Origin of the sequence: Corynebacterium sp., assembly GCF_030535495.1 — a bacterium.
GTDB lineage: Bacteria > Actinomycetota > Actinomycetes > Mycobacteriales > Mycobacteriaceae > Corynebacterium.
Map to the genome: position 1 here is coordinate 19,305 of NZ_JAUNRW010000009.1, position 23,507 is coordinate 42,811.

A 23,507-nucleotide genomic window follows, 5' to 3' on the forward strand; every position below is an offset into this window, starting at 1 on the left:
ACGCTTTACGCTACACGCCGAAGAAGGTCCGGATCTCGCTGGTCGCCACCTTCGGCCACTCGTGGGCGCCACCGCCGACCCTCACGTGCATCAGAGGCAGCGTGCATCCGCGCCAGTGCATGACGACGACGTCCTGGCTGCGGCGGCTGAAGGTGGGCGCCTCGCAGCCGTTGTCCTCCGCGACCCTGTCCAGGACGTCGAGCACCGACTCGTAGCGTTTCTCGTGGCGGGTTCCACCGTGGTAGCTGATGGTGCGGTCGTCGGTGCCGTGGATGTCCAGCCGTGCCACCGGGGCGCGACTGCAGGAGGCGTGGACGTCCTCGTAGTAGGCGGCACTCACCGGCGCCACCGCCTGAAAGGTGTCGGGAAGCTGGCAGGCGAGATAGGCGACGAAGCCACCTCCGTTGGAGAACCCCGTCGCGAACACCCGGTCGCGGTCGATCGGATACTCCTCGTCGAGGTAGGCCAGCAGTGTCCGCACGAACCCGAGGTCCTCTTCACCGCTGGTGGAGGCATACGGTGCGGGAGCCCAGGCCCGGTTCACCCCGTCGGGATAGACCACGATGGCAGAGGCCGCACTGAGCTCGGTGGTCTGCTCCATGGACTCAGCATTCAAGCCCCAGCCGTGGAAGGCGAACACCACCGGCCACCGGGTCCCGTGGTGGAACCCGGCCGGGGTGGAGATCCGGGCACTGCGGTCGCCGAAGCTCACCGTCTTAGTATTCTGCCCGACGTTGAGGCGCGGGATCGGTGGCGTCTCCTGTGCCGGTACGGTGCAGGAGGCCAGGAGCAGAGCCAGCACAATGATGAGAATTCTCATTCCCGCCCCCGCGACCACGCCGCCCACAGGTCGGTGTAGCGCCCACCACGTTCGACCAGCTCGGCGTGGGTTCCGCACTCCACCACCTCACCGGCCTCCATGACCAGCACCTGGTCCGCGAGTGCCGCCTGGTCGAGACGGTGCGCCACCACCAGCGCCGCCCGATCGCGGGTGACCACCTCGGCGGCGGCCTCCAGATCACCGGCGCCCGCGGAACCGGACTCCGCGGTCGCCTCGTCCATGACGACCACCGCCGGGTCGAGCAGCAGGATGCGCGCCAGGGCGAGCTGCTGCGCCTCGACGGGGTCGAGCTGATGCCCCCGCGCCCCGATCTCGGTGTCCAGGCCGTCGGCCAGGTGTGCGTACCAGTGGGCGTGGACCTGCTCGAGCGCGGCGAGAAGTTCCTCGTCGGTGGCGTCCGGACGGGCCAGGGTGAGATCCTCGCGGAGGGTTCCCGAGAAGACGTGGACGTCCTGGGAGATCATCGCCAGCCGCGCCACGCGCTCGGCGTCGGACAGCGAGGAGACCTCGACGTCGTCGACACGCACGGATCCCTCGTCCGGGATACGCAGGCCGGCGAGCAGGGCGGCGACCGTGGTCTTGCCGGCGCCGGAGGCCCCCACCAGTGCCACGGTCTGACCGGGGCGGATGCGCAGGGAGACGTCCCGGACGGCCCAGGTACCGCCGTAGGAGAAGCTCACGCCGTCCATGACCACCTCGCCCTCCGGGGCCCGGGCGCCGGAATCGGCCACCGGGGCCGGTGGATCGACGACGACGCCGACGATGCGGGTGAGGGAGGCGTATCCGGACTGCACCGTGTCCAGCACGCGCATGAACATCATGAGCGGGCCGCGCAGACGGATGAGCATGAGCATGGCCGCGGTGACAGCTCCGATGCTCAGGTCCCCGTCAGTGACCGCCATCCAGCCGACGATGAGTCCTCCGGCCAGGATGAGGAACTCACCGACAGACATCCACACCTGGAGCACGATCATGGTCAGACGCGCCGAGAAACCGTGGTCGACCACGGCCTGCGAGGTGAGACGGATGCGCTCGTGCATCTCCGCCTCCATGCGGTAGGCGCGCACCGTGGCCTGCCCGTGGATGGCCTCGAGCAGTTTGCGGGCGCGATCTGCCATCGAGGCCCGCTCGGCGGCGTACCGTCCCGGCGCCACCGCGAGATAGCGGCGCGAGGCGAGCCAGTACAGCGGCGCCACCAGCACGAGCACCAGGAGGAAACGCCAGTTGAGGGTCACCAACGCCACCGAGGTCGCGAGGATGGTGAACACCGAGCTCGACAGGATCGGCACCGTCTCCGTCACCGCCGACGACAACACCGCGACGTCATCGGTGGAACGCGAGACCAGGTCGCCGGTTCCGGCATCCTCCACGCGGTGCACGGGCAGCCCGAGTGCCGTCCCCACCATCTCCTCACGCAGGTGCGCGATGACACGCTCGCTGAGACGGGAGACGTAGAAGAATCCGGCGGCGCTGAGTCCCGCGCCCGCCACCGCAGCGGCCACCAGCCACCCGACCGCCGACCACAGGTTGTCCCCCGCGATGACGATGTCGACGATCCGCCCCAACTGCCACGGCACCGCGACCGTGGCGGCCGCACCGAGGCTGAGCAGGGCCAGGGCCAGCAGACCCTGGCGGCGCGCGCCGGGGACTCGGGCGATCTGGCGGGCCACCTCCCGGCGCACCTGACGCAGATCAGCGAGCGGGAACCTCATGCGACCACCACCCTGTCGGCCACGGCCTTCCAGGCGGGGGCATCGGTGTAGACCACCGTCGGTCGACCGCGGCGGGCGGCGGCGACGCGTTCGCTGATGCGCACCTCCGTCACCGAGTCCACCGCGGTGGTGGGATCCTGCAGGATGAGGATCTCCGGGTCAGCGGCGATCGCACGGGCCAACGCCACGCGCTGCCGTTGGCCACCGGAGAGATTGCGGCCGTTCTCCCCCACCTCGCGCTCCGGGCCGCCCGGGATGTCCTCCACCGCGGCCACCTCGAGGGCCCGGCGGGCGCGCACCGGATCCGGGTGCACGTTGTCCAGGACCGAGCCGTCGAAAAGATCGGCGGCGTGCGGGGCCAGCACCACCCGGTCCCGGGGAGCGAGGATGAGATCCTCCGGGACCGGCCCGGTGACGACGGTGAGCCCGGCGGGGACATCGGGGACGTCCCGGTTGTCGTCGTCACGCAGGTAGGGTGCCCCGAGCACGGCCCGGATGCGGCGTCCGGAGGCCTGCGCCGCGGCCCAGCGGGAGGCGATGTTCTTGCCCAGCATGGTCATCGGCATGATGACGAACTGGGTCAGTCCGATCGCGGTGATGAGCTCCCCGATGCTCATCCGCCCGTTCATGGCCAACCACGCGGCGGCGACGGCGACGGCGATGACATAGAGGGCGCCGGTGGCGTCCGTCGTGGCATTGAGGCGGGCCTGCGCCGCGTTGGCGTCGACGGTGCGCTCGTAGGCTTCGTCGGAGACCCGCAGGTAGCGGCCACGGACGGTGTCCACGGCACCGAGGCCCTTGAGAATACGCAGGCCCTGGACCACATCCGTGGCGGTGGCAGCGGCCCGGGCCAGAGCGGCCTGCCGCTTGCCGGACCTACGCCGCAGCGGGCCGGCGGCCAGGAGGGCGATCCACACCAGCAGCGGCCCGCCGATGAGCACGGCGATACCCAGCGGCACGTTGATCGAGAGCATCATGATGCCCACATAGAGCACCGACGCGACCTCCGCGACGGGGAACACCGTCATGAACACCGCATCCGCCACGCGCTGCGTGTCCGAGGAGGCGATGGACAACAGCTCGCCCGGGGTTCGCCGTCGGCCACCGACACCACGGGGATCCTGGATGCGGTCGGTGACCTCCATGCGCAGGTCGTGCCCGATGACGAGGATGGAACGGTTGAGCAGACGGCGGCCGAACCAGGACGCCACCATGCCCATGACGAAGGTGCCGGCGAGCACGCCTATCCAGAAGAACACCCGGTCCAGATCGTCGATCGCCCGGCCGATGATCACCGGTGACAGACCGTTGGACAGAAAGCTGATCGCCATGAAGATCCCCGCCGGGACCGTCCATCGCCAACGTGACAGGACGGTCTTGGGGAGCCAACGGGGATCGTCGGCGGCGGGAAGTCGAGCCATGATCGGCTATCTTACTTGGCGTGCACCCCTCCCCCGCCTTCCGGAAGGCCTCCGCCAAGGACACCCCGGAATTCACCGACGCCGCCCACCGCCGCGAGTCCGCGTGGGCGTTCCGCTCGGGCGCCGACACCTACGATGACGTGCGCCCCGGCTATCCACCAGCCGTGCTCGAGCTTATCGACGACTGCCGCCAGGTCATCGACCTCGGCGCCGGCACCGGCAAACTCACCGCCGCCCTCGTCTCGGCCGGGCATGAGGTACTGGCCAGCGATCCCAGCCCCGACATGGTGCGGGTACTGCGCGCGCTGCCCATCCCCGTCTGGCGGGCGACCGCCGAGGCGACGGCGCTGCGGGACGGAACAGTCGATGCCGCCACCTGCGCCCAGACCTGGCACTGGGTGGATACCGTCGCGGCCTGCGCGGAACTCGACCGAGTCGTTCGCCCGGGTGGCCGGGTGGTGCTCGTGTGGAACAACCTCGATGTCTCCCACCCGTGGATCCTCCGCCTGGCGCGCATCATGCACTCCGGCGACATCCAACGCCCGGGTTTCGTCCCGGAGGTCCACGATCCGTGGCGCATCACCCATGAGCTGCGCACCGGTTGGATCCAGCATCTGCGCGTGGAGCAGCTCTTCGACCTCATGGCCTCCCGCTCCTACTGGCTGAAGTCCTCGGAGACCGTCCGGGAACGCATGACAGACAACCTCCGCTGGTATCTCTTCGACCGGCTCGAGTACCAACCAGGCCAGCTCCTGCCCATCCCCTACCGCACGGATGCGTTCGTGCTGGAACGCTGAGGGTCATTCCACCTCAGGAGATAACGGGTGAACTTCTCCTCATCGAGGTCGATGCCGTAGCCCCGCAGGAACTCCGCATCCCGACCTTCCATCCCGTTCCAGGCCAGGGACTGGACTGCCGGGGCGATGTCGGCCCAGCGGTCATCGACACCGAGATTGCCCAGATCAACCGTGCCCACGAACTCAAGAGACGGGCTCAGCAACCAGTTCGGGTTGCAGGCGTCACCGTGGCAGACCACCCGGTCCTCATCGCCCCGCAACGGCCCCCACTCGAAGGGGCAGTCCTCCACAGGCACGGAGTCGTGGAAGATCCGCAGCGCGCGACCCAGTGCGGTCGCGGCCGCGCCGGGATCGGCGGGATGGAGGGGCGGGTGGGCGTCGATAAGCTCGGTGTGCAGGAACTCACTTCCCACCCCCAGCACCCGGGGCACCTGGAACGGCAGGTCGAACTGGGTGATCCAGGCGATGCGTTCCGCCTCCCGGGCCGGCTGGAACTCCGGGTGCGGCGGGCCGGTCTTGACGTAGGAATCGGCCAACCGCCAGGTCACCCCGCCGATCTCGTTGCGCCAGACCGGGACGGCTCCCACCACCTTATTTCCGGGCGCGACGTTCGCGCAGGCGCACCGCGATGCGCACCGGGGAGCCGTGGAAGCCGAAGCGCTCACGGAACTTGCGCTCCAGGTAGCGGCGGTAACCCGCATCGAGGAAACCGGTGGTGAACAGCACGATCACCGGCGGGCGGGTCGACGCCTGGGTGGCGAACATGACGCGCGGCAGGCGACCGGCCTTCATCGGCGGGGGGTTGGCGGCGATGGCCTCGCGCAGCCAGTTGTTGAGCTGGCCGGTGGAGATCCGCTTGTCCCAGCTCTCGAGAGCCTCGATCATGGCGGGTTCGAGGCGCTGCAGGGCGCGGCCGGTCTGCGCGGAGATGTTGATGCGCGTCACCCACGGCAGGTGGGTGAGCTGCTGGTCGATCTCGCGGTCGAGCAGGTCACGACGGTCCTCGTCCATGAGGTCCCACTTGTTGAAGGCGATGACCAGGGCCTTGCCGGACTCCAGCACCATGGCCAGCACGCGCTGGTCCTGCTCGGAGATCGGCTCGGAGGCGTCGATGAGCATGACGCACACCTCGGCGGCGTCGATGGCGGCACGGGTGCGCAGGGAGGCGTAGTACTCGTGGCCCTGCGCCGTCTTGACCTTCTTGCGCAGGCCCGCGGTGTCCACGAACTTCCACAGCTTCTGCTCCAGCTGCACGAGGGAGTCGACCGGGTCGACGGTGGTTCCGGGGACGTTGTCGACGACCGAGCGCTCCTCCCGCGACACCTTGTTCAGCAGGGAGGACTTGCCCACGTTCGGCTTACCGACGAGCGCCACGCGGCGCGGGCCCTCGGTGATCGAGGCGGCGCGGGGCTTGTCGGGGAACAGGCGCAGGACCTCGTCGAGGACGTCGGCACCGCCCCGACCGTGCAGGGCGGAGACCGGCCACGGGTCGCCGAGGCCGAGTGCGTAGAACTCCGCCATGTCGGCGTAGAGGGAGTCGGAGTCGAACTTGTTCGCCACGAGAATCACCGGGACCTCGGCCTTCTGCAGCTTCTTGGCCATCACGCCGTCGGTCTCGGTGATGCCGACCTTGGTGTCCACCACCATGACGATGACGTCCGCGGTCTCCATGGCCACCTCCGCCTGGCGGGCGATCGCCCCGTGGATGCCCTTGACGTTGGGGTCCCAGCCGCCGGTGTCCTGCACGAAGTAGCGGCGTCCGCCCCACTCCGCCACGTAGGAGATGCGGTCGCGGGTCACGCCGGGGAAGTCCTCGACGACTGCTTCTCGACGCCCCAGGAAGCGGTTGACCAGCGTCGACTTGCCCACGTTGGGGCGTCCGACGATGGCGACGGTGCACAGCTCCTCCTCGAGGTGCTCGGTGCTCTCCACCCCGAGCTTCTCCTCGAGGGCGGCCCACTCCTCCTCGGTCATGTCCTCGAAGTCGAATTCCTCGAGATCGGGGCCGTCGTACTCGACCTCCTCGATGTCGTCCTCACCGGGGAAGATGAACTCGGTCTCGTCGTTGTTGTTGTCGGTCATCGCTGCGACTCCTTCACAAGGTTGATGAGGGTCTCGAGCACCTGGTCGAGGCTCAGCTCAGAGGTGTCGATGAGGTGGGCGTCCTCCGCGGGACGCAGGGGCGAGGTGGTGCGCGAGGAGTCGAGCTCGTCGCGGCGGATCACATCGGCCAGCACGGTGGCGAAGTCCGCCTCCCGACCGGCGGAGCGGTCCTGGTGGTAGCGGCGGCGGGCGCGGATCTCCGCGGAGGCGGTGAGGAAGGCCTTGACGGGGGCGTCGGCAAGCACGACGGTGCCGATGTCCCGACCCTCCACGATGGCGCGGTGTGCGTCGGCGGCAAGGCGACGCTGCAGGGCGACGAGGTTCTCGCGCACCTCCGGCACGGCGGAGACGGCGGAGACGTTCTGGGTGACCTCGCGTCCGCGGATCTCGGCGGCGACGTTCTCGCCGTCGTAAAGCACCTCGGTGGAATCCGGGTCGTCGTTGACGGCCAGCGGCAGATCGCGGGTGGCCTCGATGACGGCCGCGGTGTCGGTGGGATCGACACCCGCGCGCAGCACGGCGAGGGTGGCCACGCGGTACATGGCGCCGGTGTCGATGTACTTGGCGTCGAGGCGCTTGGCCAGGGCGCGGCAGGTGGTGGACTTGCCGGTGCCGGAGGGCCCGTCCACGGCGAGGATGAGCCCGCCGTCGGGCATGTTGGAGTAGGTCACAGCTGCACCGCCTTGAACAGGGAGGTCAGCTCCGAGTTGTTGAGCGCGCGCAGGGAACCGGGCTTCTGCTCACCCAGCTGCACCGTGTGGATCTTGGTGCGCACCAGGCGCTGGACCGGGAAACCGGCCTCCTTGAGCATGCGACGCACGATGTGCTTGCGGCCCTCGTGCAGCTCGATCTTGAGCAGGGACTGCCCCTCGTGCGTATCGACGATCTGCACGTAGTCGGCCTTCGCCGGGCCGTCGTCGAGCTCAATGCCCTTCTTGAGGCCGGTGATGAGGCGACGGTCGGCCTCACCCAGGACGGTGGCCAGGTAGGTCTTGGACACCTCGTACTTCGGGTGCATGAGGCGGTTGGCCAGTTCACCGTCGTTGGTGAGCAGGATGAGCCCCTCGGTGTCGGCGTCGAGACGCCCGACGTGGAAGAGGCGCTGGCCGGAGGCGGTCTTCTCCGCGACGAAGTCACCGACGCACAGGCGGCCCTCATCGTCGGACATGGTGGAGAGCACGCCACGGGGCTTGTTGAGGATGAAGTACTCGAGATCCTCGTTGACGTGGATACGCACCCCGTCGACGCGGATGACGTCGACGTTGGGGTCGACACGCACGCCCTGCTTGGTCACGATCTCGCCGTTGACCTCGACGCGGCCCTTCTCGATGAGGACCTCGGCATGGCGCCGGGAGGCGACACCAGCCTGGGCGAGCACCTTCTGCAGGCGCACGCCCTCATCCGGGGCGTCATCGTAGAGCCAGTCGGCACCGAGGGATTCGGCGACGGAGCGGGCGGAGGAGGACTGGGCCTGACGCTTCTGCGGAGAGACGTTCTGGCGGCGGGCGGGACGGGCGTTGGACAGCGGAATCTCGGAGGCCCGCAGCTTCTTGGGCTGCTGGTCCTTGTCCGGTGTGCCGTCACGGCGAGCGGGTGGGGTCACGGGAATCGTGTCCTATCTGGGTATGAAATTGGTACCGCTCCACCCTACCGGACCGAGGACTAAAACTCCTCGTCGATGGACTCGACGTCGGGAAGCAGTGGCGCGAGATCGGGCAGCCGGTCGAGTGAGTCGATGCCCAGCAGTTCGAGGAAGAGCTCGGTGGTCTCGTAGCGGTGCGCGCCGGTGGCCGGTTCCACATCGACCTCCCGCACGAGCCCGCGTAGCTGGAGTGTGCGCATGACGCCGTCGACGTTGACCCCGCGGACCGCGGAGATCTGCGCCCTGGTCGCCGGCTGCCGGTAGGCGACCACCGCGAGGGTCTCCAGGGCGGCGCGGGAGAGTTTCGTCTGGGAGCCGTCGAGAAGAAACTGCTCGACCACGGGCGCATTGGCCTGCCGGGTGTACAGGCGCCAACCCTCCGGGGTCTCCCGCAGGTCGAAGCCGGAGCCGCGTTCGTCGAACTCCGCGGCGGTGGCCTTGAGCAGGCTCAGCACCGTGGACTCCTCCGCAGCGAGCACCCGGGCCAGGGTGGCCACCGACGCCGGGGAGTCCAGGACCAGCAGCACCGACTCCAGCTGCGAGCGCAGCTGGCTGATCATGCCCGCCCCCACTCGGACCACGACCCCTCATAGACGGCCAGGTCCTCATACCCGGCGACGGTCGCGGCCAGCGCGGTCACGCAGGCGGTGACCCCGGAGCCGCAGGAGAAGGTGAGGTCGCGGCGGTCACCGACCACCTCCCGGAACATCTGCTGCAACTGCTCCGGGGACTTCAGGTGCCCGTTGTCGTAGACCTGCGGGTACGGGAGGTTGACGGAGCCGGGGATGTGTCCGGGGCGCAGTCCCGGCCGCGGCTCCGGTTCGGTGCCGGCGAATCGTCCCGCCGAACGGGCGTCGACGACCAGGCGTCCGTCGGCCTTCACCTCCTCCTGGTCGCGGAGCAGTCCGGGCCGCGGCGAGGCGGTGAGTGTGCCTCCGCCGGGCGGAGGAGTGAACTCTGCCAGCTGCCCGGTCCAGGCGCGCAGACCGCCGTCGAGTACGCGGGCGTCGACACCGGCGACCTTGGCCAGCCACCACACACGCGGGGCCGTGGCACCCTCCTGATCGTCATAGACCACAACCGGGGTGTCGTCCGAGACACCGTAGGACTCGAAGAGGCCGCGCAGGTCGGCGGGCACTGTGTGCGGCAGGTCCTGGGAGGGATCCGAGAAATCGCCTTCCAGATCGGCCAGGTGAGAGCCGGGAATCCCCCGGGTGGGCGGATTCGGGCCCATCGAGGCGCACAGGAGCACCGGGTTACTCAGGGAGCGCAGTTCGGCGACGGAGATCAGCGGATTCATGGCGTTCAGTCTAGCCACGGCGACATCTTCACGACATTCGCAAAAAGTCGGCGAAATCACTGCGAAACCCCTGTGTGATGTGTGTAACATCTGATCATGGCTACCATTACCCGAACTGAACGACTGATCCTCATGCCCCTCAGTGCCAAGCATGACGAAGAGGCATACAAGGTCTACAGTGACCAGCGCATCTGGGAGCACCGCCCGCAGGCGCGCCATGAGACGGTCAAGGAGACCCACCAGCTCATCGGCCGCACCCAGGCGTCCTGGGCCGCCAAGGATCTCGGCCCCTGGGGCGTGTACATGCGCGACCAGCCGAGTGAGTTCATCGGCGTCGGCGGCATCGAGCTTGTCGACGGCCGCGTGTGGGACCTCAAGTACCGCTTCCGCCCCGAGAAGTGGGGCAACGGCTTCGCCACGGAGGTCTCCGAGGCTGCCCTCAAGGCCGCCAAGCGACTCGACCCGGACACCCCGATCACCGCGCGCATCACGACCAACCACCCGGCCTCGGCCCGCGTCCTGGAGAAGATCGGACTCACCCCGGTCTGGGAGGGACGCCGTGTGGGCACCAGCGACGATCCGGAAGAGCCGGATGTGCGCATCTACGCTGACCGCGAGCTGCCCGAGGAGATCCTCGAGTTCCTCAAGGCCCGCCCCTAATCCCAGTTGGTCGCTGCGACCACGGCCGGATCCACGTCCAGCCCGGTCCAGCTGACGGACAGCTCTCCGAGGGCCTCCTCCTGGAGCGTCTCCACGGCCTGCGCCTTGTACAGCTCCAGCAGAGCCAGGAAACGGCCGACGACCTCGATCGAGACCGTGCAGTCACGGGTGAGTGCCTGGAAGGTCAACCAGTGCCCGGACCCCATGAGCCGGAGGGTGTCGAGGATGCGACCGGCCTGTTCCGGCACGGACACCGCCACCTGATGCAGGTGCGCGGTGCCGACCTCCTCGGGCGGGCGCGGGCGGAACACCCCGGCCGCCATCTCCGCGAACTGAGCCGGACTCAGGCCCAGCGTGACCGGGGGCAACAACTCCGCGAACTGCGGCTCGACGGACACCGCACGCGGGTAACGGCGCTGCGCCTTCTTCTGCCACTGCGCGAACAGGTCCGCGACCTGCTTGTACGCCCGGTACTGCAGCAGGCGGGCGAAAAGCAGGTCCCTCATCTCCAGCAGCGCGAGGTCCTCGAGGTCATCGACCTCGCCACGGGGCAGGAGGCGGGCGGTCTTGAGATCGAGCAGGGTGGCGGCGACGAGGAGGAATTCCGTGGTCTCGTCCAGGTCCGCTGTCTCCCCCAGTGCGCGGGTGTAGGCGATGAACTCATCGGTGACCTCGGACAACGCCACCTCGGTGACATCGAGCTTTTTCGCCCCGATCAGTTGCAGCAGCAGATCGAAGGGGCCCTCGAAGTTCGCCAGCGCGACCCGGAAACCCGGGATCTCCAGCTGCTCAGTCACTGCTTGGCGGTCCGCTCCAGCACCTCGAGCGCGAGGTTGCGGTACTGCTCGGCGCCCTGGGAGGACGGCGCCCAGCTGATGATCGGCTCCCCCGCCACCGAGGTCTCCGGGAAGCGCACGGTACGGGTGATCACCGAATCAAAGACCTTGTCGCCGAACACCTCCACGACACGGGACATCACCTCGCGGGCGTGCGAGGTTCGGCGGTCGAACATGGTGACCAGGATGCCCAGGATCTCCAGGTCGAAGTTGAGGCGGTCACCGACCTTCTCCACGGTGTCCGTGAGCAGGGCCAGACCGCGCAGCGAGAAGTACTCGCACTCCATGGGGATGATGACGCCGTGGGAGCAGGCCAGCGCGTTGACGGTGAGCAGTCCGAGCGAGGGCTGACAGTCGAGGATGATGAAGTCATACTCCTTCATCACCGGGCGCAGGGCCCGGGCCAGGGTCTGCTCACGACCGACCTCATTGACCAGCTGGATTTCGGCGGCCGACAGGTCGATGTTGGCGGGCACCAGATCCATGTCCGCCACCGAGGTCTGATGGATGGCGGAGTGGATCGAGGTGTGGTTGTCCAGGAGCAGGTCGTAGACGGTGATGTCCAGCTCATCATGCGCCACACCCAGACCGGCCGAGAGCGCACCCTGCGGATCGAGGTCGACCAAGAGCACCTTGCGGCCCAGCTCCGCCAGGCAGGCGCCGAGGTTGATGGTCGAGGTCGTCTTACCGACGCCGCCCTTCTGGTTGCACATCGAGATGATGGTTGCGGGGCCGTGCCTGTCCAGGGTCACCGGCTGCGGCAGCTCGCGCACCGGACGGCCGGTCAGACCGAGCTCGACGCCGGGATCATCGAACAGTCCCTCTCGGCTCACAGTCATACCCTCTTCCTTGACCTTGCTGCTTACATGGTTGTTGTTTAACAGGGTACATCCTCTGAGACGTGCACTGGGGAGCCACGGCGAACTGCGACGGCGTCTAGCTGGCAGGCTTGACTTATCGACGTCGCCGTGACAGCAGCAGCCAGCCCAGCGCGAGGAGCACCGCCAGGCCCACGGCACCGACGGCCACCAGACCGATGGTCGTTTCGTCGTCCTCCTGTGCCCGGACCTCCTGCTCGCGGGCCTCCGGCGAGGAGGGCTCTGCTGCCGCGACGTTCGGATCGTGCAGGGTCACCACCGCGACGGCCTCGGAGTCATCCCGGACCACCTCGATGATGAAGGGATTGTCCGGGGTCTGGCCCTCCGGGTACGTGAGGGTCAGGGTGCGGTTGATCTCGTCGACCTCCCGCTCGACATCCTGGATGATCTGTCCGTTGATGTCGAGGTAGCGCAGTTTGAGGCCGTCGCGGGAGACGTTGCGGAACTGGTTGAACAGGGACAGCGCCTGCCGCAGTCCCATCGTTCCGATGAGCTGGTTGCCCTCGATCCGGGCCTCCACGTCGATGCGCTCCGCGGCCGCCCGGTCGACGGGTGCCGCCGTCTGACGCTCCGGCGTGGTGCCTGCGGCCGGAGCCGGTTGGGACGGAGCCTGTTCTTCCGGCGCGGTTTCCTCTGCCGGCGCGGGCTGCTCTACAGGCGCTGCAGAACCCTCGGAGACCAGAGTGAGGGTGGCACTGTGCCCGGCCGCACTGACCGGAACCGCCGCCGTGGCCCCACCCTCCGGCGGTGCGGTCACCGACACGGAGGTTCCGGAGGAGACGACCGTCCACCCGTCGGCCACGTAATTGACGCTCACTGGTACCCCGAGATCCACCGTGGTGGTCTCACCGGCGGGGACCGAGATGGGGGCACCGACGATGTCCTGCACACTGACACCTGGCGGCAACTGCGGAAGCTGCGCGAGCGCGGTGGGGGCGCCACCCGTCAACAGGGCACTGACGGTCAGTGCGGCCACAAGCCTTCTCATCGGCGGGTTCTGCCTTTCCTCGGGACACGTCTCTGCCGGGTGAGCTTACGCCCGCGGGTGCGCCTGACGCCACACCTGCCGCAGGTTCTCGGCGGTGACATGCGTGTAGATCTGGGTGGTCGTCACGGAGGAATGCCCGAGCAGCTCCTGCACGACGCGGACATCGGCCCCGCCCTCGAGCAGGTGCGTGGCGTAGGAGTGTCGCAGGGTGTGGGGGGAGATGTCCTTGTCCAGTCCGGCGCGGGCGGCGGCGGACTTGAGGATGGCCCACGCACTCTGGCGGGACAGCGCGCCGCCGCGGGTGTTGAGGAACAGCGCGTGGGAGGTGCCCTGGGCCAGCAGCGGACGCGCGCGGACCAGGTACACCTCGATGGCGGCGAGCGCCTTCGAACCGATCGGCACCAGGCGTTGTTTGCTGCCTTTGCCGGTGATGCGCAGGATACCGTCGGTGTCGGTGACATCGTCGACGCTCAGTCCCGTCACCTCGCTGATGCGGGCCCCGGTTCCGTAGAGCACCTCGATCAGTGCCTTGTCCCGCAGATGGAGGGCATCGGCCATCTCCCCGTCGGGGACGGCGTCGATAAGCCTCGTGACCTCGTCGATACTGAGCGTGTCGGGAAGATGGCGTCCGGTGGTCGGTGGCGAGACCTCGGCGGCCACGTCGACGTCGACAAGCCCCTCGTGCACCGCAAACTTGTGCAGGCCCCGGGCCACGACGAGCGCCCGCCCCGTGGAGCTGGCCGCCAGACCGGAGCGCCGGAGATCGGCGACATAGGCCTCGACGTCTGCCGTGGCGACGTCCCGCAGACTGTCCCGTCCGGCCTCCTCCAACCAGGCGAGGTAGCGCTCGACGTCGCGTCGGTAATTGCTCAGGGTGTTCTCCGCGAGCCCGCGCTCGACGGCCAGATGATCGAGCCAGGTCGCCGCCGCCTCACGGGCACTCACGGCATCTTCTTCAGGTCCGGCCCGCTACGCCGCGCCGCCAGGGCCGTCGGCCGCCACGGGAATGGGGTGTCGACGCTGCGCGGCTCGGCGCGTCCCTCCAGGACCTCGGCGGCACTGAGGAGTCCGGAGACGGCAATGGCGTTGATGATCTCCCCGCCGAGAATCTTGGCGCGGATCTCGCTGAGGGGCATCCACTCGAGGAGCATGTCCGCCTCCTCGTGCTCGACCTCCCCGCGCTCGACGTCGCGGAGATCGCGGGCCAAGAACACCCGCACGGTCTCCTCGCAGAAGCCGGGCGAGGTGACCAGATCGCAGAGCACGTCCCACCGCCCGGCGGCCAGCCCCGCCTCCTCCGCGAGCTCGCGCTGCGCGGTCGACAGTTCACCCTCGCCCGCGATGTCGAGGAGCCCGGCGGGCAGCTCCCACAGTCGCTCCTGCACGCTGTGCCGGTACTGGCGGACCAGCGCGATCTGCCCCTCGCGTTCCGCGACCACGGCCACGGCGCCGAAGTGCTCGACGATCTCCCGCTTCGCGGTGTCGCCACCGGGCATCGCGAGAGTGTCGCGACGCACGGCGAGGATCGGGGACTCGAGCAGCAGCTCCGTGTCGAGGACTGAGAATTCGTGGGAACCCGGTGTGGACATGCCCCCTAATCTAGCGCCGCCGCCAGCAGTCCGATGAACAACGGGTGTGCCCGCGTGGGCCGGGAGGCGTACTCCGGGTGTGCCTGCGTGGCCACCAGATAGGGATGATCGGGGTACTCGACGTACTCCACCAGCTGTCCGTCCGGGGAGGTGCCGGAGAACACCAGTCCGGAACCGGCGGTGATCTCCTCCCGGTAGGCGTTGTTGACCTCGTAGCGGTGGCGGTGGCGCTCGCTGATCTCGGTGGCCCCGTAGAGCTCGGCCACGGTCGAGCCCTCGTCGAGGACGGCCGGCCAGGCACCCAGGCGCATGGTGCCTCCCAGATCCTCGATGTTCTTCTGGTCCTCCATGACGGCGATGACGGGGGTGGCCGTCTCCGGGTCGACCTCGGTGGAGGTGGCACCGGCGAGTCCGGCGGCTCGCGCGGCCTCGATGACCACGGTCTGCAGGCCGAGGCAGATGCCCAGGAGAGGCACCTTGTTCTCGCGGCAGTAGGTGACGGCGTCGATCTTGCCCTCGATACCGCGGGAGCCGAAGCCACCGGGGATGATGGCGGCATCGACGCCGGCCAGGGACGTGGCCGGGTCGTCGTCGGCGTTGATCCACTCGATACGCGTGGCGACACGGTGATGGAACCCGGCGGCATGCACGGCCTCGACGACGGAGAGGTAGGCGTCGGGAAGATCGGTGTACTTGCCCACGATGCCCACGGTCACCTCCCCCTGCGGGTGGCGCACCCGGTCGAGCAGGTCCTCCCAGACGTGGAAGTCGAGGTCGCCGGCCGGCAGCTCGAGCAGGTCGGTGAGGAAGGTGTCCAGGCCCTGGTCACGCAGCACCCCGGGAATGTCGTAGATGCTCGGGGCGTCAGCGCAGGAGATGACACCCTGCTTCTCGACGTCGCACATCAACGCGATCTTCTCCTTGAGCCCGGCGGGGACCTCCCGGTCGCAGCGCAGCACGATGGCGTCCGGCTGGATACCGATGGAGCGCAGGGTGGCCACCGAGTGCTGGGTGGGCTTGGTCTTGAGCTCCCCGGATGGCGCCAGGTAGGGCACGAGGGAGACGTGGATGAACGCGATGTTGCGGCGCCCGACCACGTGGCGCAGCTGGCGGGCGGCCTCCAGGAAAGGCTGGGACTCGATGTCACCGACCGTGCCGCCGATCTCGGTGATGACGACATCGATGTCCTCCCCGCCGGCGTCGACAATGCGGTCGCGGATCTCGTCGGTGATGTGCGGGATGACCTGGACGGTCTTTCCCAGGTACCCGCCGCGGCGCTCGCGGGCGATGACCTCCGAGTACACCGCGCCCGTGGTGACGTTCGCGGTGCGGCTGAGGTTACGGTCGAGGAAACGCTCGTAGTGGCCGAGATCGAGGTCGGTCTCCGCGCCGTCCTCCGTGACGAAGACCTCTCCGTGTTCGAAGGGATTCATCGTGCCGGGGTCGACGTTGAGGTAGGGGTCGAGCTTCTGCATGGTCACGCGCAGCCCGCGATCGGCGAGCAGGCGTCCGAGGCTGGCGGCCGTCAGGCCCTTGCCCAGCGAGGAGACGACGCCTCCGGTGACGATGATGTGGCGTGTGTGATGGCGCATGGGGCCTCCCGTGGTTCGAGGAACTCTACGGGACTCCAGAATAACCTATCTGTTGACAGATAGGAAACTACGGGGCCGGGCTGGCCGCTTCCGCGGACTCGGCGGAACCGTAGGCTCCCGCCTCACCCTCGAGCTGCTCGCGGACGGCCAGGACCGTCGCCATGCGTCCCACCGCGCGGTCGACCGAGTCAACCGTGGAGACCCCGGTCTCCTCGGCACGCACCAGGCCGACCGCGCCGGTGTCGGCGGCAGTGTGGATGCGACCGGCCAGCACCGCGCCATTGCCCCGCTCGTCCAGGGCCGCGGCGAAATCGGCGAGGGTATGGGCCTCGATACCGGCGGAGCCGTCCGAATCGCCGGTGACGATCACGGCCACCTGCGCCGGCAGGATGGTGCCGTCCTCGTAGTCGAGGAATTCAGCGTCGCGCAGGGCACGCAGGAGCAGACCGCGCTCCTCCGAGCTGGCCTGCTCCTCCCCCGACTCCGGATCGAGCAGGAGCGCGGAGCCGAGGGCCTCACCGGCGTGCAGGCCGGGGTCGAGCCGGTCCTCGGACAGCTGGGCGCCGGCCGGCAGGGTGTTGGCCACGATGGACTTGAGCTGATCAGCACCCCCGGCAGACAGGAACTGCTCGCCCAGGGAGATGGTGCCGGCGTCGATGGCTCCGGCGTCGGCGAGCAGGGCCTGCACACCCGCCACATCCTCCTCCTCCGCGTCGGCCGTCCGGAACACCAGCACGGGACGGTCGGTGAGGGTCTCGGACACCGCCGCTGCCGCGAGGTCGGCGACCACGCTGTCCGCGGAGGCAGCCTGGGCCTCGGCGATGTCGGCGCGTTCCGCCGTCGCGGAGTCCTCCCGCACGGGAGCCTCGACCCCGTCCGGCATGTTCGGTGCGATCACGAGGGCGCCCAGGGCGACACCGGCGGCGACACCGAAACCGATGCCACCGATGAGCCACCCTGCGCGTCCGGAGCCGTTACGTCGTGCCATGCTAGCGCTCCCCTACTGGAACCAACCCTGGACGGTCAGCGCGATGCTGTTCCAGGTGTCGATGAGATTGTTGGTGAAGGTGTCCGGGCCGCCGAGACCGACGATGAGGACGATCGCGGCTACTGCCACGAGGATGCCGAGGATCGCCCACAGCCACGCCAGTCCCTTCCCGGAACTGACGGTGTACAGGTCGGCGATCGCGGTGGCATCGACCAGGCGGCGGCCCAGCTTGGCGCGGGTGAGCATCGCGGTCGGGGTGGCCTCCGGGTCGTTGGCGAACACTCCGTCGAGGTCGAAGGGACTGCCGGCGTTGACGATGATCTGCGCACCGTGATAGTCCGCGAGCAGGAGAGCCAGGTCCGTCGCGGAGTCCGTCGCGGCCGGGAAGGTCATGGCGCCGACGCCGAGATCCTGGATGCGCTCCAGACCGGCGGCGTGGCCGTCCGGGTCCGCCGGCAGCACGACGCGGGCACCGCTGCGCAGGGTGTCGGCCCCGATGCCGGCCGGGTTACCGACGATGAGATGCGGCTTGTAGCCGAGCTCCAGGAGGGTGTCGGCGGCGGCGTCGACACCGATGATGACCGGGTCGTACTCACGGATGAAGTTCCGGAGCAGCTTCACCTCGTTGCGGTGCTCCGGACCGGGGCTGACCACCAGGGCCTTGCGCCCGTTGATGTCGGCGCCGGTGTCGGGGATACCGAGGCCGTCGATAAGCAGGGGGCCTTCCGAGTGGATGAACTGGATGGTGTTGCCGAAGAACGCCTCCATGTGATCGACCAGCGACTGCTGGGCGTCGGTGAAGGTGGCCTCCACATCGGCGGCGCTGACCACGCGGCCTGCGCCGATCTTCCTCTCCCCCAGGTGGATCGCACCGTCCTCGGTGATGCGCGCCTTCTTGCCGTCCTTGAGGGTGGCCCCCAGCTCGGGCCCCGTGTCCTCGACGAGCAGCACCTCGGACTCCAGCAGCATGTGCGGGCCGAAGTTGGGCACCGCCCCGGTGGAGAAGCGGGACATGTTGATGACGGCGGCGGGGCGGGCGTCGAGAAGCATCTGTGCGTCGCGACGCGAGATGTCGGCGGTGTTGATCACGGCGATGTCGCCGGCGCGCAGGCGGCGCGCGCCCCTACCGCCGGAGGTGCAGTCGCGGAGGGTGCCCTGCAGACCGGGCAGGTCGGCGGTGCGGGAGAACAGACTCATGTGGCCATTGTGACGGCCGGGCCCGGTCAGGTGGTGAAGGCGCGCCGCTCCTCCTCCGCGCGTTCCAGCAGCTCGGTGGCATGCGCACGGCCGGTGTCGGTGTCGTCGAGACCGGCGAGCATCCGGGCCAGCTCCTCCACGCGCTCCTGCGGGCCGAGGGTGAGCACGCCGGACGTCACCGCCTCATCGCCGACATTCTTGGACACGTGCAGGTGGGTGTCGGCATACGCCGCCACCTGCGGCAGATGCGTCACGACGATCACCTGATTGTGCGCCGCCAACCGGGCCAGGCGGCGCCCGATCTCCACGGCCGCCCGCCCACCGACACCGGCATCGACCTCGTCGAACACGAGCGTCGCACCCTGGGTGCCGGCGGAGAGGATGACCTCGAGCGCGAGCATGACTCGCGAGAGCTCACCACCCGAGGCGCTCGACGCCAGCGGGCGGGGCGGTGTGCCGGCGTTGGGGGCGAGCATGAGCTCGATCTCATCCGCCCCCTCCCGGCCCGGCTCCACCTGCCGGACCTCGACGCTCAGCTGCGCCTTCGCCATGGCCAGACCCTGCAGCTCCGTCGTCACCAGATCCGCCAGGCGAGCGGCCGCCTTCGTACGTGCGCTACTGAGCTTTTTCGCTGCCGCCCGCATGGCTTTCTCAGCCGCCGCGACCTGCTTCTTCAGCTCGTCGAGAGCCTCGGAGGAGATGTCGATGCGCGCCAGGCGGGCACGGGCCTTGTCCCGCCAGGTGAGGACACCGTCGATGTCGGGCGCGTATTTGCGGGTGAGCAGCTTCAACTGCTGCTGGCGCTGCAGGGATTCCTCCAGCAGCGAGGGGTCGGCCGGCAGATCGGAGAGGAAGCCGCCGAGTTCGGCGGCGATGTCCCCGAGCTGGCTGGTGATGGTGGCCAGGCGCTCCCCCAGCTCGGTCAGCTCCGCGTCCTCGGATCCGCTGAGTGCAGCCGCAGCGCGCCCCAGCAGTGTCGAGGCCGGATCCTCCTCGGAGACACCACCGAAGGCCTCCGGTCCGTCGATGGCGGCCAGCGCCGTGGACGCCTCCTCCCGGAGGGTGTCCACGTCCTGCAGGCGGCGGATCTGCACGAGGAGGTCCGCGTCCTCCCCCGGCTCCGGCTCGACGGCGTCGATCTCATCGAGGGCGAACTGCAGGCGGTCGATCTCCTGGGCCAGCTCCCGACGCGATTCGGTGCGGTCCCGCAGATCCCTGGCCAGGGTGCGCCAGGTGCGCCACGCCTCCTGGTAGGTCGTCAGAAGAGGAGTGATGGCCGGGTCGAAGCGGTCCAGGGCCGCCAGCTGCTGCTCGGGCGCCAGGAGGCGGAGCTGGTCGTTTTGTCCGTGAATCGTCAACAGCGGTGCGCTGAACTCGGCGAGGGTCGCCGCAGGCACTGATCTCCCGCCGAGGTGAGCGCGGGAGCGCCCGGCGGCGCTGACGGTACGCGAGGCGATGAACTCCCCGTTCTCATCCGGTGCGCCGCCCGCGGTGTCCACCAGGTCAGCGATCTGGGCGGCCACGGTGTCGGGAAGCCGGGAGGTGACGAAACGTCCCTCGACGACGGCCTGGTGGGCACCCGCCCGCACGCGGGAGGCGTCCGCCCGACCCCCCGCGAGCAGACGCAGACCGGTGACCACCATGGTCTTACCGGCACCGGTCTCACCGGTGAGGACGGTCAACCCCTCGGCCAGTTCAGCGGAAGCCGAGGGGATGACACCGAGATTCTCGATGGTGATGTCAGCGAGCATGAAACCTATTTCTGCTGGGTCGTGCGCGGACCGCGCCACCCGGAGACGGGCAGGCGGAGTTTGGTCACCAGGCGGTCCGTGAAGGTGGAGTCGTCGAGACGCACCCAGCGGACGGGGCGCGCACCGCGGACAACCTCGACGCGCGAACCGGGAGGCATGGGAATGGGGCGGAAACCGTCCATGACGGCCATGGCCGGGGAGGCGTCCGGATTCGATTCGACTGCCACCGTCGAATGGGGTGAGACCACCAGCGGTTTGGTGAACAGCGCGTGGGCGTTGTTGGGCACCACGAGGATGGCGTCGAGCTCCGGCCACAGGACCGGACCACCCGCGGAGAAGGCGTAGGCGGTCGACCCGGTCGGGGTGGAGATGAGCACGCCGTCGCACCCGAAGGACGACACCGGCCGCCCGTCGACCTCCAGGATGGCGTCCAGGACGCCGCGTCGGTTGAGATTCTCCACGCTGACCTCGTTGAGCGCCCAGCCGCGGCCGATGACCTCGAGATCATTGTCCAGCACGGTGACGTCCACGGTCATGCGGTCCTCGACGCGGTAGGTACGGTCGATGACCCGCTGGATCGCGGCGTCGAGGGACTCGGCCTCCCATTCGGCGAGGAAGCCGACGTGCCCGAGGTTGATGCCCAGAACGGGCACGTCCACCGCGTGGGCGAGGTCGGCGGCACGCAGGAACGTGCCGTCACCACCCAGGACGAGCACGAGTTCGCAGCCTTCCGCGGCGTCGGCGGTGTGGGTGACCCGCTGCAACGGTGCGAGGACATCGCTGCCCTCGAGGGGGCGCCCGTCCTGGTGGACGAGCACGCGCACGGTGATGCCGGCCGCATGGAGCAGCTCCGCGGTGCGTTCCGCAGCGGAGAGGTTCTTGCTGCGCCCCGTGTGCGGGACGAGCAGCACCTCTCGGTGTGCCATCGGCTCGGTGCTCACTGCGGTCCCTCCTGCACGGCGGTGATGATCATGGTCTCCAGTTGTTCGGGGCTAGGAGCGGCGTTCCCACCGTCCTTATTCAGCCATAGAAAGTATTCTACGTTCCCGCTCGGACCGGGCAAGGGTGAGGCCACCACGCCCCGGCAGCTCAGGCCCAGCGACTGCGCGAACTCCGCCACCTCGCGGGTGACGTCCGTGCGCAACTGCGCACTGCGCACCACGCCGCCGGATCCGAGGCGGTCTTTTCCCACCTCGAACTGGGGCTTGACCATGGGCAACAGGTCGGCGCCGTCCGTGAGGCAGTCGGCGATGGCCGGCAGTGTCAGGCGCAGGGAGATGAACGAGAGGTCGCCGACCATCATGTCGCACGGCCCCCCGGTCTGCTCCGGGGTGAGCGTCCGCACATTGGTCCGGTCGAGGACACGCACCCGGGGATCGTTCTGCAGACGCCAGATGAGCTGTCCGTAGCCGACATCGGCCGCAACGACCTCGGCGGCGCCCCGTCGCAGCAGCACATCGGTGAATCCCCCGGTGGAGGCCCCGGCGTCGAGCACCTTGCGGCCTGCCACCTCCAGACCCTGCGGCTCGAAGGCCTCGAGAGCACCGAGGAGCTTGTGTGCCCCGCGCGAGGCCCAGTCATCCTCCGCCGCCTCCTCGACGCGGATGGAGACCTCCGGTTCCACGACGGTGGCCGGTTTGAGCGCCGGGAAACCGCCGACGTGGACGCGTCCGGCCTTGATCATCTCCACCGCCTGTTCGCGGGAGCGGGCGATCTTACGCCGCACGAGCTCCGCATCCAGGCGCCTGCGTGCCGGCGCCATCAGTGTCCCTCCTGCAGGGCACGCTGCAGGACGGCGTGCGCGCGGGTGAGTTGATCCGCCTCCGCGGCCAACGAGGCGGGGGATTCGGAGAGGATCTCGGAGACGTGCTTATCGACGTCTTCCGGGCGGGCCCGCACCAGATCGCCGGGGGTGACCATCGCGATCACCACCAGCTCGCGACAGCGCGAGCGGCATGCTCACCGACGGGACGGATGAGGTCAGCAGGCCCGTTCATCGACCAGGCAACCTCGAGTACGGTGCGCAGCGCCTGGACGGAGGTGGACTCGGCGCTGCCGCGTTCCAGGAGAATGTCGTTGCCGTCCACCCGGGCGGTGAATCCACCCTGGGGGCCGGGAGCCAGCGAGGCGGGATCCTCGTGCAGGGCACGCATGTCGTCGGCGATGTAGGTGGGGCGCTGTTCCTTCACCGCTTCCAGCAGGGCGATGTGCCCGGACACGCCGGTGAGCACGTGCAGTGAGGGCATGCCGGCGGCATTGGCTCCCTCGATGTCGGTGTCCAGGCGGTCGCCCACCGTCAACGGGTTCCGCGCACCCACCTTCTCGGCGGCGGTGAGGAACATCGCGCCCTGCGGCTTGCCGGCGGATGCCGGGGTGACACCCGTCGCGGAGACGACCGCCGCGACCATGGAGCCGTTGCCCACCAGCAGTCCGCGGGGATCCGGCAACGTGGTGTCCAGGTTGGAGGCCACGTAGGTGGCACCGCGGCGAATCGCCAGCGCCGCCTCCGAAAGCACTGCCCAGGTGGCCTCGGGATCCAGGCCCTGGAGGACCGCCTTCGGGTTCTCGTCGGCGGACTCGACGACGCGGTAGCCCGCGCGCGTCGCGAGCTCCTTGAAGGAGGGCGTACCGATGATGAGAACCGGGTCGCCCGGCTCCAGGTGCCCGGCAGCCAGATCGATGGCCGCCTGTGCGGAGGTCACGACGTCGTCCTCGGTGGCCGACAAGCCGATGGCCTGCAGCTTCTTCGCGACCACCTGCGGGGCCCGCATCGCGTTGTTGGTGATGTAAATGCTCGGTACGCCGGCCCCGTTGATGGTCTCCACCGCACCCGGGATGGCCTGTCCCCCCTCCCAGACGGTTCCGTCGAGATCAAGGAGCAGGGCATCATGGGCACGCAGGAGACTCATGGTGATCAAGCTTAGTTGGTGGGGTCGGTCAGGACAGTTCCGACAGCCGATCCGCGGAGTCGAGCAGCTCGTCCTCGTCGATCTTGTCGGCGTGCGCGAACCATTCCTTCGCCTCATCCTTCCGGCCCGCGGCAACGAGTGCGTCCGCGTAGGCGTAGGACAGGCGGGCGTTGATCGATCCCGTGGACGCGAGGTCCGGGTTGAGGCGCTGGAGAGTCACCACAGCGCTCTCCGCCTGGTTCATGTCGAGCCGGGCGCCGGCGATGACGATGCCCAGCTCCACCGCCCCCTGCCGATCGAGCT

The 23,507-nt window shown here is 68.9% G+C and carries 24 protein-coding genes and 1 pseudogene; 2 read left to right on the forward strand and 23 right to left on the reverse strand.

All coding sequences use genetic code 11. The features are described from left to right. Positions 1 to 10: 10 nt before the first annotated feature. Genes Q4F73_RS02370 through Q4F73_RS02380 form a run of 3 tightly spaced genes read right to left on the reverse strand, consistent with a single transcriptional unit; the run spans position 11 to position 3,974 of the window. Complete coding sequence (locus Q4F73_RS02370; protein WP_303357745.1) at positions 11 to 820, reverse strand: PHB depolymerase family esterase; 810 nt, start codon at positions 818 to 820, stop codon at positions 11 to 13. After that, positions 817 to 2,553, reverse strand: coding sequence for an ABC transporter ATP-binding protein (locus tag Q4F73_RS02375; RefSeq protein ID WP_303357746.1), 1,737 nt, complete (start codon positions 2,551 to 2,553; stop codon positions 817 to 819). The genes Q4F73_RS02370 and Q4F73_RS02375 overlap by 4 nt, the downstream gene beginning before the upstream one ends. Then, a complete protein-coding gene (locus Q4F73_RS02380) occupies positions 2,550 to 3,974 on the reverse strand; it encodes an ABC transporter ATP-binding protein (protein WP_303357747.1) in 1,425 nt (474 codons plus the stop codon). The genes Q4F73_RS02375 and Q4F73_RS02380 overlap by 4 nt, the downstream gene beginning before the upstream one ends. A gap of 20 nt (positions 3,975 to 3,994) precedes the next feature. Here Q4F73_RS02380 and Q4F73_RS02385 point away from each other — a divergent pair, with 20 nt between their 5' ends. After that, on the forward strand, positions 3,995 to 4,771 hold the full coding sequence (locus Q4F73_RS02385; protein WP_303357748.1) for a class I SAM-dependent methyltransferase: 777 nt from the start codon (positions 3,995 to 3,997) through the stop codon (positions 4,769 to 4,771). On the opposite strand, the gene Q4F73_RS02390 is transcribed toward Q4F73_RS02385, so the two are convergent. Genes Q4F73_RS02390 through Q4F73_RS02415 form a run of 6 tightly spaced genes read right to left on the reverse strand, consistent with a single transcriptional unit; the run spans position 4,738 to position 9,816 of the window. Then, positions 4,738 to 5,358 carry a phosphotransferase gene (locus Q4F73_RS02390; protein WP_303357749.1) on the reverse strand — a complete coding sequence of 207 codons (621 nt, stop codon included), beginning with the start codon at positions 5,356 to 5,358 and terminating at the stop codon, positions 4,738 to 4,740. The two genes, Q4F73_RS02385 and Q4F73_RS02390, sit on opposite strands and share 34 nt — an antisense overlap. A 4-nt stretch (positions 5,359 to 5,362) precedes the next feature. After that, positions 5,363 to 6,853 (reverse strand): ribosome biogenesis GTPase Der, encoded by a 1,491-nt coding sequence (gene der / locus Q4F73_RS02395; RefSeq protein WP_303357750.1) that lies wholly within the window; start codon positions 6,851 to 6,853, stop codon positions 5,363 to 5,365. Next, entirely contained in the window at positions 6,850 to 7,530 is a 681-nt protein-coding gene (gene cmk / locus Q4F73_RS02400; RefSeq protein ID WP_303357767.1) for a (d)CMP kinase, read from the reverse strand. The genes der and cmk overlap by 4 nt, the downstream gene beginning before the upstream one ends. An 11-nt stretch (positions 7,531 to 7,541) precedes the next feature. Beyond that, a complete protein-coding gene (locus Q4F73_RS02405) occupies positions 7,542 to 8,477 on the reverse strand; it encodes a pseudouridine synthase (RefSeq protein ID WP_303357751.1) in 936 nt (311 codons plus the stop codon). A 59-nt stretch (positions 8,478 to 8,536) separates the two neighbouring features. Then, positions 8,537 to 9,076 (reverse strand): SMC-Scp complex subunit ScpB, encoded by a 540-nt coding sequence (scpB, locus tag Q4F73_RS02410; protein ID WP_303357752.1) that lies wholly within the window; start codon positions 9,074 to 9,076, stop codon positions 8,537 to 8,539. Then, a complete protein-coding gene (locus tag Q4F73_RS02415; RefSeq protein WP_303357753.1) occupies positions 9,073 to 9,816 on the reverse strand; it encodes a sulfurtransferase in 744 nt (247 codons plus the stop codon). Before Q4F73_RS02415 ends, scpB begins: the two co-directional genes overlap by 4 nt. A gap of 96 nt (positions 9,817 to 9,912) precedes the next feature. On the opposite strand from Q4F73_RS02415, the gene Q4F73_RS02420 reads away from it, so the two are divergent. Next, positions 9,913 to 10,476 (forward strand): GNAT family N-acetyltransferase, encoded by a 564-nt coding sequence (locus Q4F73_RS02420; protein ID WP_303357754.1) that lies wholly within the window; start codon positions 9,913 to 9,915, stop codon positions 10,474 to 10,476. Here Q4F73_RS02420 and Q4F73_RS02425 read toward each other — a convergent pair. The 14 genes and pseudogenes from Q4F73_RS02425 to Q4F73_RS02490 form a co-directional block, all read right to left on the reverse strand. Continuing rightward, positions 10,473 to 11,273, reverse strand: a complete 801-nt coding sequence (locus tag Q4F73_RS02425; protein WP_303357755.1) for a ScpA family protein — start codon at positions 11,271 to 11,273, stop codon at positions 10,473 to 10,475. The genes Q4F73_RS02420 and Q4F73_RS02425 overlap by 4 nt on opposite strands. Continuing rightward, on the reverse strand, positions 11,270 to 12,145 hold the full coding sequence (locus Q4F73_RS02430; RefSeq protein ID WP_303357768.1) for a ParA family protein: 876 nt from the start codon (positions 12,143 to 12,145) through the stop codon (positions 11,270 to 11,272). Before Q4F73_RS02430 ends, Q4F73_RS02425 begins: the two co-directional genes overlap by 4 nt. A 121-nt stretch (positions 12,146 to 12,266) precedes the next feature. Then, positions 12,267 to 13,178, reverse strand: coding sequence for a hypothetical protein (locus tag Q4F73_RS02435; RefSeq protein ID WP_303357756.1), 912 nt, complete (start codon positions 13,176 to 13,178; stop codon positions 12,267 to 12,269). Positions 13,179 to 13,223: 45 nt separating this feature from the next. Next, positions 13,224 to 14,123 carry a site-specific tyrosine recombinase XerD gene (gene xerD / locus Q4F73_RS02440; protein ID WP_303357757.1) on the reverse strand — a complete coding sequence of 300 codons (900 nt, stop codon included), beginning with the start codon at positions 14,121 to 14,123 and terminating at the stop codon, positions 13,224 to 13,226. Further along, a complete protein-coding gene (locus Q4F73_RS02445; protein WP_303357758.1) occupies positions 14,120 to 14,767 on the reverse strand; it encodes an NUDIX hydrolase in 648 nt (215 codons plus the stop codon). The genes xerD and Q4F73_RS02445 overlap by 4 nt, the downstream gene beginning before the upstream one ends. Positions 14,768 to 14,772: 5 nt before the next feature. Continuing rightward, positions 14,773 to 16,359, reverse strand: a complete 1,587-nt coding sequence (locus tag Q4F73_RS02450) for a CTP synthase (RefSeq protein WP_303357759.1) — start codon at positions 16,357 to 16,359, stop codon at positions 14,773 to 14,775. 67 nt (positions 16,360 to 16,426) lie between these two features. Then, entirely contained in the window at positions 16,427 to 17,347 is a 921-nt protein-coding gene (locus Q4F73_RS02455) for a copper transporter (RefSeq protein WP_303357760.1), read from the reverse strand. A gap of 12 nt (positions 17,348 to 17,359) precedes the next feature. Next, positions 17,360 to 18,544: a putative cytokinetic ring protein SteA gene (steA, locus tag Q4F73_RS02460; protein WP_303357761.1), complete on the reverse strand. Its 1,185-nt coding sequence runs from the start codon at positions 18,542 to 18,544 to the stop codon at positions 17,360 to 17,362. A 26-nt stretch (positions 18,545 to 18,570) separates the two neighbouring features. Next, on the reverse strand, positions 18,571 to 20,295 hold the full coding sequence (recN, locus tag Q4F73_RS02465; protein ID WP_303357762.1) for a DNA repair protein RecN: 1,725 nt from the start codon (positions 20,293 to 20,295) through the stop codon (positions 18,571 to 18,573). Between the two features lie 5 nt (positions 20,296 to 20,300). Then, positions 20,301 to 21,221, reverse strand: a complete 921-nt coding sequence (locus Q4F73_RS02470; protein WP_303357769.1) for an NAD kinase — start codon at positions 21,219 to 21,221, stop codon at positions 20,301 to 20,303. A gap of 11 nt (positions 21,222 to 21,232) precedes the next feature. Beyond that, on the reverse strand, positions 21,233 to 22,057 hold the full coding sequence (locus tag Q4F73_RS02475) for a TlyA family RNA methyltransferase (RefSeq protein ID WP_303357763.1): 825 nt from the start codon (positions 22,055 to 22,057) through the stop codon (positions 21,233 to 21,235). Further along, on the reverse strand, positions 22,057 to 22,215 hold the full coding sequence (locus Q4F73_RS02480; RefSeq protein ID WP_303357764.1) for a hypothetical protein: 159 nt from the start codon (positions 22,213 to 22,215) through the stop codon (positions 22,057 to 22,059). The genes Q4F73_RS02475 and Q4F73_RS02480 overlap by 1 nt, the downstream gene beginning before the upstream one ends. A gap of 5 nt (positions 22,216 to 22,220) precedes the next feature. Next, positions 22,221 to 23,204, reverse strand: coding sequence for an HAD-IIA family hydrolase (locus Q4F73_RS02485; protein WP_303357765.1), 984 nt, complete (start codon positions 23,202 to 23,204; stop codon positions 22,221 to 22,223). A gap of 28 nt (positions 23,205 to 23,232) precedes the next feature. Beyond that, positions 23,233 to 23,507 (reverse strand): annotated as a pseudogene (locus tag Q4F73_RS02490) (tetratricopeptide repeat protein); the annotation flags it as partial.